This window comes from Janibacter sp. LM (genome assembly GCF_039631275.1).
GTDB lineage: Bacteria > Actinomycetota > Actinomycetes > Actinomycetales > Dermatophilaceae > Janibacter > Janibacter terrae.
The window spans coordinates 411675-420027 of the sequence record NZ_JBDIVG010000001.1; the positions used below are offsets into that span (position 1 = coordinate 411675).

Annotated in this window: 4 protein-coding genes; all 4 read left to right on the top strand. The window is 63.1% G+C overall.

Annotated elements, in window-relative coordinates; translation table 11 throughout:
- Positions 1–23 precede the first annotated feature (23 nt).
- The 4 genes from ABC138_RS01930 (at position 24) to ABC138_RS01945 (ending at position 8152) form a co-directional block, all read left to right on the top strand.
- Complete coding sequence (locus ABC138_RS01930; RefSeq protein WP_345912578.1) at positions 24–3494, top strand: TM0106 family RecB-like putative nuclease; 3471 nt, start codon at positions 24–26, stop codon at positions 3492–3494.
- A gap of 205 nt (positions 3495–3699) precedes the next feature.
- A complete protein-coding gene (locus ABC138_RS01935) occupies positions 3700–6969 on the top strand; it encodes a helicase-related protein (protein WP_345912579.1) in 3270 nt (1089 codons plus the stop codon).
- Positions 6966–7667 (top strand): DUF4391 domain-containing protein, encoded by a 702-nt coding sequence (locus ABC138_RS01940; RefSeq protein WP_345912580.1) that lies wholly within the window; start codon positions 6966–6968, stop codon positions 7665–7667. Before ABC138_RS01935 ends, ABC138_RS01940 begins: the two co-directional genes overlap by 4 nt.
- An 8-nt stretch (positions 7668–7675) precedes the next feature.
- Complete coding sequence (locus ABC138_RS01945; protein ID WP_345912581.1) at positions 7676–8152, top strand: site-specific DNA-methyltransferase (adenine-specific); 477 nt, start codon at positions 7676–7678, stop codon at positions 8150–8152.
- The last annotated feature ends 201 nt before the right edge of the window (positions 8153–8353 follow it).

Consider the following 8353-nt stretch of genomic DNA (forward strand, 5'->3'; position numbering starts at 1 on the left):
GTTACCCAACCGAGAGGTAGTGCATGTTCCTCATCGACAACCAGCTCCACTGGAGCGCGTCAGACCTCACGGCTGCGGCCGAGTGCGAGTACGCCGTGCTTCGTCGACTCGACGACGTGCTGGGGTGGTCCCCGCGCATCACCGTGCTTGCAGACCCGCTCCAAGAACACATCGGCCGGCTGGGCACGGCCCACGAAGAGCGGATCCTTACTTCCCTTCAGCAGGACCGCGATGTCGCGGTCCTCGACCACGTGCCAGCGCCCTTCTCGCTGTCCGGCATCGAGTCCGCCCGATCGGCGACACTCACGGCCTTCGGGTCGGAGGCAGACGTCGTCTACCAGGCAACCTTCTCCGACGGTGAGTTCTTCGGGTACGCGGACTTCGTCGAGCGAGTCGATGACGGATGGCGAGTGTGTGATGCCAAGATCGCGCGCTCCGCAAAGCCCAAGGCACTCATCCAGCTGGGCGCCTACGCTGACCAGATCCTCAGGGCCGGCCTTCCCCTGTCGTCGACCGTTTCCCTGCTCCTCGGCGACGGCCAGCGCGCGGACTTCCGGGTCTCGGATGTGTTGCCCGTCTTCGAGGAGCGCCGTGAGCGATTGCGCGGGCTGATCGCGGGGCATCGAGACACCGGCGATGTTGTCACCTGGGGCGATGACCGATACATGGCCTGTGGCAGTTGTCCGGAATGCGAGCACGCGGCCACCGAAGCTCACGACCTCATCCTCGTCGCAGGGCTGCGCATGGAGCAGCGTCGTAAGTTGCGCGCGTCCGGTATCCACTCCGTGAAGGAGCTTGCCACGGCGACGACACAGCCAAGCGGCGTGTCGAAGGCGACCTTCGCCAAGCTCCGTGCACAGGCATCGTTGCAGTGGCAGCAGATGCAAGCAGACGGCGCGGTGACCTATGAGTTCGTCGACGGCGCCGCGAAAACTCTGAGCCTGCTCCCTGCTCCCTCACCCGGTGACGTTTTCTTCGACTTCGAGGGTGATCCGCTCTACGACGAGGGCGACCCGATGCGCGTGGGGCTCGAGTACCTCTGGGGCGTACTGGATACAGACGAGGTCTACACCGCGACCTGGGCCCACTCGGCGGCCGAGGAACGCGCCGCCTTCGTCGACTTCATCGACGACCTCGCCGAACGTCGAGCCCTGCACCCGGACATGCACGTCTACCACTACGCGCCCTACGAGACGACTGCACTCAAGCGCCTCGCGATGCGCTATCAGACGAAGGAGAACGAGCTCGACGACCTGCTCCGCTCCGAGGTCTTCGTCGACCTCTTCGCCACGGTCCGCGGCTCCGTCCGGGTCTCGCAGCCCTCTTACAGCATCAAGAAGCTCGAGCCCCTCTACATGGACGACCAGCCTCGTGACAGCGCTGTCCCCGATGGGGCGGGTTCGATCACTGCTTACGTCGAGTACCGAGATCTGCGGAAGACCGATGCCGACGAGGCCGACCGCCGGCTCGTCTCCCTCGCGGATTACAACGAGTACGACTGCCTCTCCACGCTACGGCTGCGCGACTGGCTCCTCGACCGGGCGACGGACCTCGAAGTGCGGGACCAGATCGTGTCGCGGGTCAAGGACGAGAAGGGGGAGGAACTGTCGGAGCACGACCCTCTCTTCAGCGCGCTCATGGAGAAGTCAGGGCCGGACCAGCGCCTCAACCGCGATCCTGAGGAGCAGGCCCACGCGATGCTCGCGACCTCGCTCGACTACTACCGACGTGAGCGCAAGCAGTTCTGGTGGGAGCACTTCGAACGGCTCGGTCAGCCGGTCGCAGACTGGTCGGAGAGCCGCGACATCTTCATCATCGAGTCCGCTGAGGTGGCGGGGGACTGGGCAGTGCCCGAAGGGGGAAAGGCCAAGAACGCGCGCCGCACGGTCCGCCTGGTGGGGGACTGGACGCCAGGTAGCGCCAAGAGCGCTCAGGTGCAGGTCGTGTATCCGATTCCGGCCCCACCGAAGAGCTCCGGACCGGAGGGGGTTCCCTTCGCTGCAGCCGCCGTCGCAGCACTGGAGGTCGACCCCGACGACCCGCGCGTGGTGCTGCTCACCGAGAGCCGACCTCTGTCGGAGACCTTCGCGGACCTGCCCGTCGCGCTGGTCCCTGGATTCCCTCCACAGACCAAGAGCATCGAGGCAGCAATCTTCGAGGTGGCTGAGCTCGCAGTCTCTGACAGCTCCCTTCCGCGAACGAGCGCCCTTGATCTCCTGGCCCGCCGGACTCCCCGGCTGGACATCGACGGCGCCCCCTTGCCGCACCATCCATCACAGATCGAGAGCGTCGTCGAAGCGCTGCGGGCGATGAGCAACTCGTACGTGGCGGTGCAGGGACCGCCCGGAACAGGGAAGACCTACTCGGGTGCTCGCGTCATCAAGCGGCTCGTCGAGGAAGACGGGTGGCGGATCGGGATCGTCGCGCAGTCCCATGCGGTGGTTGAGAACATGCTGGCGGGAGTGGTCAAGGCAGGCCTGGACCCATCATTGGTGGGCAAGGGGAAGACGAAGAGCACCTCGCCGACGTGGGCGTCGCTGGACAAGGTCGCACCCTTCATAGATGAGCACGCCGACACGGGATGCGTCGTCGGGGGGACGGTCTGGGACTTCACGAACGACAAGACGGTGCCAAGAGGCAGCCTCGACCTGCTGGTCGTTGACGAGGCAGGGCAGTTCTCACTGGCGCCGACCCTCGGTGCCTCGGTGGCAGCTGCTCGACTGCTCCTGCTCGGCGACCCGCAACAACTGCCCCAGGTCAGTCAGGGGACGCACGCCGAGCCCGTCGACGAGTCTGCACTCGGCTGGGTGATGGGCGAGCACGGAACGCTGCCTCGTGACCTGGGGTACTTCCTGGAGCAGACGTACCGCCTGCACCCCGCTCTGTGCGAGCGAGTTTCCACCCTCTCCTACGACGGTGAGCTGCGGCCGGCAGGTGCAGCGTCGGGCCGTCATCTCGAGGGAGTCGCCCCCGGCATCGGCGTCATCTCGCTCCCGCATTCTGGCAACCGGACCGTCTCGACCGAAGAGGCTGAGGCCATCGCCGCGGGGGTGCAGCGGCTGCTCGGCAACGAGTGGACCGACCCTGATGACGGGACAACTCCGCGTGAGCTGGTCGAGGAGGACTTCCTTGTCGTCGCCCCCTACAACGCACAGGTCATGTGCATCCGCGATGCGCTCCGCCAGGCTGGTCTCGGTGGAGTAAGGGTCGGGACCGTCGACAAGTTCCAAGGACAAGAGGCACCGATCGTTCTCGTCTCGATGACCGCGTCCTCCCACGGAGACGTGCCGCGGGGGATGGGGTTCCTGCTGAGTCGTAACCGCGTCAACGTCGCTGTGTCTCGGGCCAAATGGCGAGCGGTCATCGTCCGATCGGACGCCCTGACCGCTTTCATGCCGAGCAGCGTCCAGGGCTTCCTCGAGCTGGGGGCCTTCATCGGGCTGTGTCGGGGCGGTGTCGACACGGGAGACCTCGCCCAGGACCCTTCGGCTTAGTCCGGCGGAGTCCAGAGCTGAGATCTCAGCAGATACGACTGCGGTGACGACCATTTCGAGGCGGTCCAACGGCTAGCATCCATACCCAGGTGATCTCGGCGAGTGATCGGGGAGGGGAGACGGTGTACTCAAGCAGTTCCGTGGGCAGCCCGTTAGGGGGCCAAGGAAGTGCACGTCTCTCGGCGTTCGGGCCCGAGCCAACCACATGAGGATCATCGACAACCTCAACGCGCTGCTGGGTGACGACCTCAAGGGCGAGATCGCTCCGGACTCGAAGGTCCGGATCGCTGCCTCCACTTTCTCGATCTTCGCCTTCGAAGCCCTCCGCGAGGAACTCGAGCAGGTTGGGGAGCTTGACTTCATCTTCACCTCGCCCTCGTTCGTCGCCGAAAAGGCGACGGACAAGTTTCGCAAGGAGCGGCGGGAGTTTTTCATCCCCACAGCCGGCACTGGCGAGTCGAGTCTCTACGGATCTGAGTTCGAGATTCGGCTGCGAAACAAGCTCACCCAACGCGCGATCGCTAAGGAGTGTGCGGCGTGGGTGCGGCGCAAGGTGACGTTCAAGTCGAACTCCACGGGCAACCCCATGCAACAGTTCGCCGTTGTCGACGACGTGGCTGCCTACATGCCGCTCCAAGGGTTCACCACCGCAGACCTCGGATACGAACGAGGCAATGCGGTCTCGAACATGGTGCACCGCATCGATGAGGCGCCGTTGGCCTCGCAATACGTCGCGTTGTTCGACCAGATCTGGAACAACCCGGCGCAGCTCGATGACGTGACCGACGCGGTCGTCGAGCACATTGCCAGCGTGTACGCCGAAAACTCGCCGGCGCGGATCTATTTCCTGATCCTCTACAATCTCTTCGCTGATTTTCTCGACGATATTAACGAGGATGTTCTCCCGAACGACCGCACCGGCTACCAAGAGACTCAGGTATGGCAGAGCCTCTACAACTTCCAACGCGATGCTGCGACCGGGATCATCAACAAGCTGGAGACCTACAACGGCTGCATCCTCGCCGACAGCGTCGGCCTCGGTAAGACCTTCACCGCGCTGGCCGTCATCAAGTACTACGAGTTGCGCAACAAGTCCGTCCTCGTTCTTGCACCGAAGAAGCTGTCGGAGAACTGGACCAACTACAACGCCAACCTGACGACTAACATCTTCGCGAGAGACCGGTTCAACTACGACGTGCTCGCACACACCGATCTCTCACGCACCCGCGGGGAGTCGATGGGGCTGCGACTCGATCGGATCAACTGGGGCAACTACGACCTCGTGGTGATCGACGAGTCGCACAACTTCCGCAATGCCGACTACGCGGAGGAGAAGGAGTCGCGATATCAGCGGCTCATGCGCCAGGTCATCCGCGAAGGCGTGAAGACCAAGGTCTTGATGCTCTCGGCCACGCCGGTCAACAACCGGTTCAACGACCTCAAGAATCAGCTCCAACTCGCTTACGAGGGGGAGTCCGAGAACCTCGCCCAGCAGCTCAACCTGTCGACCACGATCGAGAAGGTCTTCAAGGACGCGCAGACCGCGTTCAACAACTGGTCGAAGCTCCCGCCCGAGGCTCGAACCACCGAGCAGATCCTCCAGATGCTCGATTTCGACTATTTCGAGCTCCTGGATTCAGTGACCATCGCCCGCTCGCGGAAACATATCCAGGCCTTCTATGACACGACTGAGATCGGAGCGTTCCCCGAGCGGCTTCCGCCGATCTCGATCCGAGCACCCCTCACCGACCTCCCGGGTGTCGCGTCGTTCAATGAGATTTTCGAACAGATCCAGGCGCTGACGCTCGCGGTCTACACGCCGCTCGCGTACGTCTTTCCGAGCCGGCTGAGCAAGTACGAAGACCTCTACGACGTCAAGGGCGGCACGGCTCGTTCCAACCTTGGCCAACGTGGTCGTGAGCAGGGCTTGAAGCAGCTCATGACGGTCAACCTGCTCAAGCGGTTGGAGAGCTCGGTCGAAGCGTTCAGGCTCACCGTAGGGAAGATCGAGGGCGCCGTCGATAAGACGCTTACCCGACTGGAGACGCGCGCGGGCGCCATGCCGGAGACGAACGTTGACTTCGCCAACCTGGACCTCGACGTCGATGACGAGGACGACGCCAACGTTGAGGCGCTGTCTTTCGGGGAGAAGATCAAGATCGACTTGGAGGACATCGACGTCGAGTCCTGGCAGCGCGACCTGTGGCACGACCGCGAAACCCTTCGTGAGTTGCTGGAGGAGATGGAGAAGGTCACGCCCGACCACGACGTTAAGCTCCAGCGACTCAAGCAGCTGATCGAGGACAAGGCCGCCAACCCCATCAACCCCGACAACCGCAAGGCGCTGATCTTCTCTGCGTTCGCCGACACTGCCAATTACCTGTTCCGCGAGCTCGCGCCCTCGTTCAGCAAGGTCGGCTTGGAGAGCGCGATCATCACCGGAGGCGCGCACGCAGCCAAGACGACCCTCGGTCCGGGCCACGACTTTCAGCAGGTCTTGACGCTGTTCTCGCCCCGCTCGAAGCAGCGCCACCTCACCATGCCGAAGGAGACCGCCGAACTCGACGTCCTCATCGGAACCGACGTCATCAGTGAGGGTCAGAACCTCCAGGACTGCGACTACCTGGTCAACTACGACATCCACTGGAACCCGGTGCGGATCATCCAGCGCTTCGGCCGCGTCGACCGCATCGGCTCGACCAACGCGCAGATCCAGCTCGTCAACTTCTGGCCCGACATCTCTCTCGACGAATACATCAACCTCAAGGAACGCGTCGAAAACCGCATGGTCATCGCAGACCTTGCGGCCGTGGGCGACGACAACATCCTCGACCCAGCAAGTGCTGACGCTGCCTACCGCAAGGAACAGCTCCGCAAGCTCCAGGACGAGGTCATCGAACTCGAAGACGTCCGCGTAGGTGTGTCCATCACTGACCTCGGCCTTAATGACTTCCGGATGGACCTGCTCGGCTACATCAGTGAGCACGGGGCGCTGGATACCCTCCCGAAGGGTCTCCACGCCGTCGTCCCGTCCGACCGGGCCAAGGGAGTCAAGCCGGGCGTCATTTTTGCCCTTCGCAACGTGAACGCTGACGAGAACATCGACCGCGGCAACCGCCTCCACCCGCACTACCTCGTCTATCTGGACGACGATGGGAACGTGCTTGCTGACCACACTGAGGTCAAACACCTGCTCGATGTGATCCGTGGCGGCTGCCGTCCACACGACGAACCAGTCAGCGCAGTCACGCGCGTGTTCAACGCGGCGACCAACGAAGGCGCCGAGATGGGCAAGTACTCCGAACTGCTGACAGCGGCCATTCGGTCGATGATCGAAGTCACCGACGAACGCGACCTGGACAGCCTTTTCAGCGACGGCCCGACAACAGCCCTCAGCCAAGCCATCGGAGGCGTAGAAGACTTCGAGTTGATCGCCTTCTTGGCTGTCGTCGATCCAGGACAGGGGGGCGCATGACGGCGCTTCTCTACAAGTGGCCGCAAGCGGCGGAGTTCGGACGGGTCGTTCCAAAGACCAAGTTCTACGAACACACCAATCTCGGATCGACCGTCAAGGACCGCTTCGTCTCGGAAGTGCGACGCATCACCTGGGCCTACAAGCTCGCCGAGGCCACGATCAACATTCCGGGCAGTAGTGGGGTTCCGGAGGTTCAGGTCTTCGAGATCGAAGCGAAGGGAGAGGACGTCGCAGAGGGCGTTCTTGCCGCTATCGACAAGGCGGTCCGAACCCCGATCATTTTCGAAATCAGACGTGGAGAGAACGCTGACGGGTCCATCCGCATGGTCGGTGCTCACAAGCAGCTGGGCGCTGGCGTCCCGAAGCTCGGTCCATACTTCAGTACCGACTGGCAACCCGCGTCCGGCGACCGAGTCCCGCTTCCGACAGCCATCGACTTGGCGGGCATGTACACGGCCCTTCTGCAGCCGATGACGCTTGTCGCTTCGCGCCCTGGTGAGACGTTGTCGGACGTGGTTGGCAGACTCACGTCCGTTCGGTCGCTCGAACGAGAGATCACCGCCTTGGAGCGGAAGCTCCGAAACGAACCGCAACTCAATCGGAAGGTCGAGCTGCGCCGAACTTTAAAGGCTAAGCAAGCATCGCTCATAGATCTGACGAGAGCGACCGACACCCCGGCTACGGGCAACACGAACTAAGGACCAGCGTGGAGAAGCTTCGAATGACGTCACCAGACCTGACGGTCAGCAATCTTGGCAAGATTGCCGAGTTGTTCCCGGGTGTCATCACCGAGGCCGTCGACGCCGACGGCAACCCGGTGAGGGCTGTCGACTTCGATCTTCTGCGGCAGGAGCTCTCTGGTGAGGTAGTTGAGGGGCCTCAAGAGCGATACCAGCTCGACTGGCCCGGAAAGCGCGCCGCAGCCTTCACTGCGAACGCACCAATTGCGAAGACACTGCGGCCTGTAGTCGACCAGTCGGTCGACTTCGCAGGCACTCAGAACCTCTTCATCGAGGGAGACAACCTCGACGCTCTGAAGCTTCTTCAGGAGTCGTACCTCGGCAAGGTCAAACTTGTCTACATCGACCCGCCCTTCCCCCGAAAGTGGGGATGTTGCGGGGTAGTGTGTGGCCATGTCGAGCCCGACCCCGGTGATGTGGAGGCTGGGTCGCTCGCTGCTTGAGGAACACGGGGTGGGCACTTCGGGGGCGGCTGAGCTCGTCGTGAGGGAGCGATCAGCAGGTTTGAGTCCGGGGCAGCCCTTTTTGCTCCGACCGGACGGCGCGCCCGACGTCGACGTGCTGGCCTTCTTCGCGTCGGCGAGCTACAGGTTGCTCTCGGAGCAGACCCAGGTGTCCTACGCCAAGGACCTGCGGCTCTTCCT

Bases quoted from the DNA above. Each gene is read 5' to 3' on its own strand.
- ABC138_RS01930 (WP_345912578.1), top strand. From the start codon at position 24: ATGTTCCTCATCGACAACCAGCTCCACTGGAGCGCGTCAGACCTCACG.
- ABC138_RS01940 (WP_345912580.1), top strand. From the start codon at position 6,966: ATGACGGCGCTTCTCTACAAGTGGCCGCAAGCGGCGGAGTTCGGACGG.
- ABC138_RS01935 (WP_345912579.1), top strand. From the start codon at position 3,700: ATGAGGATCATCGACAACCTCAACGCGCTGCTGGGTGACGACCTCAAG.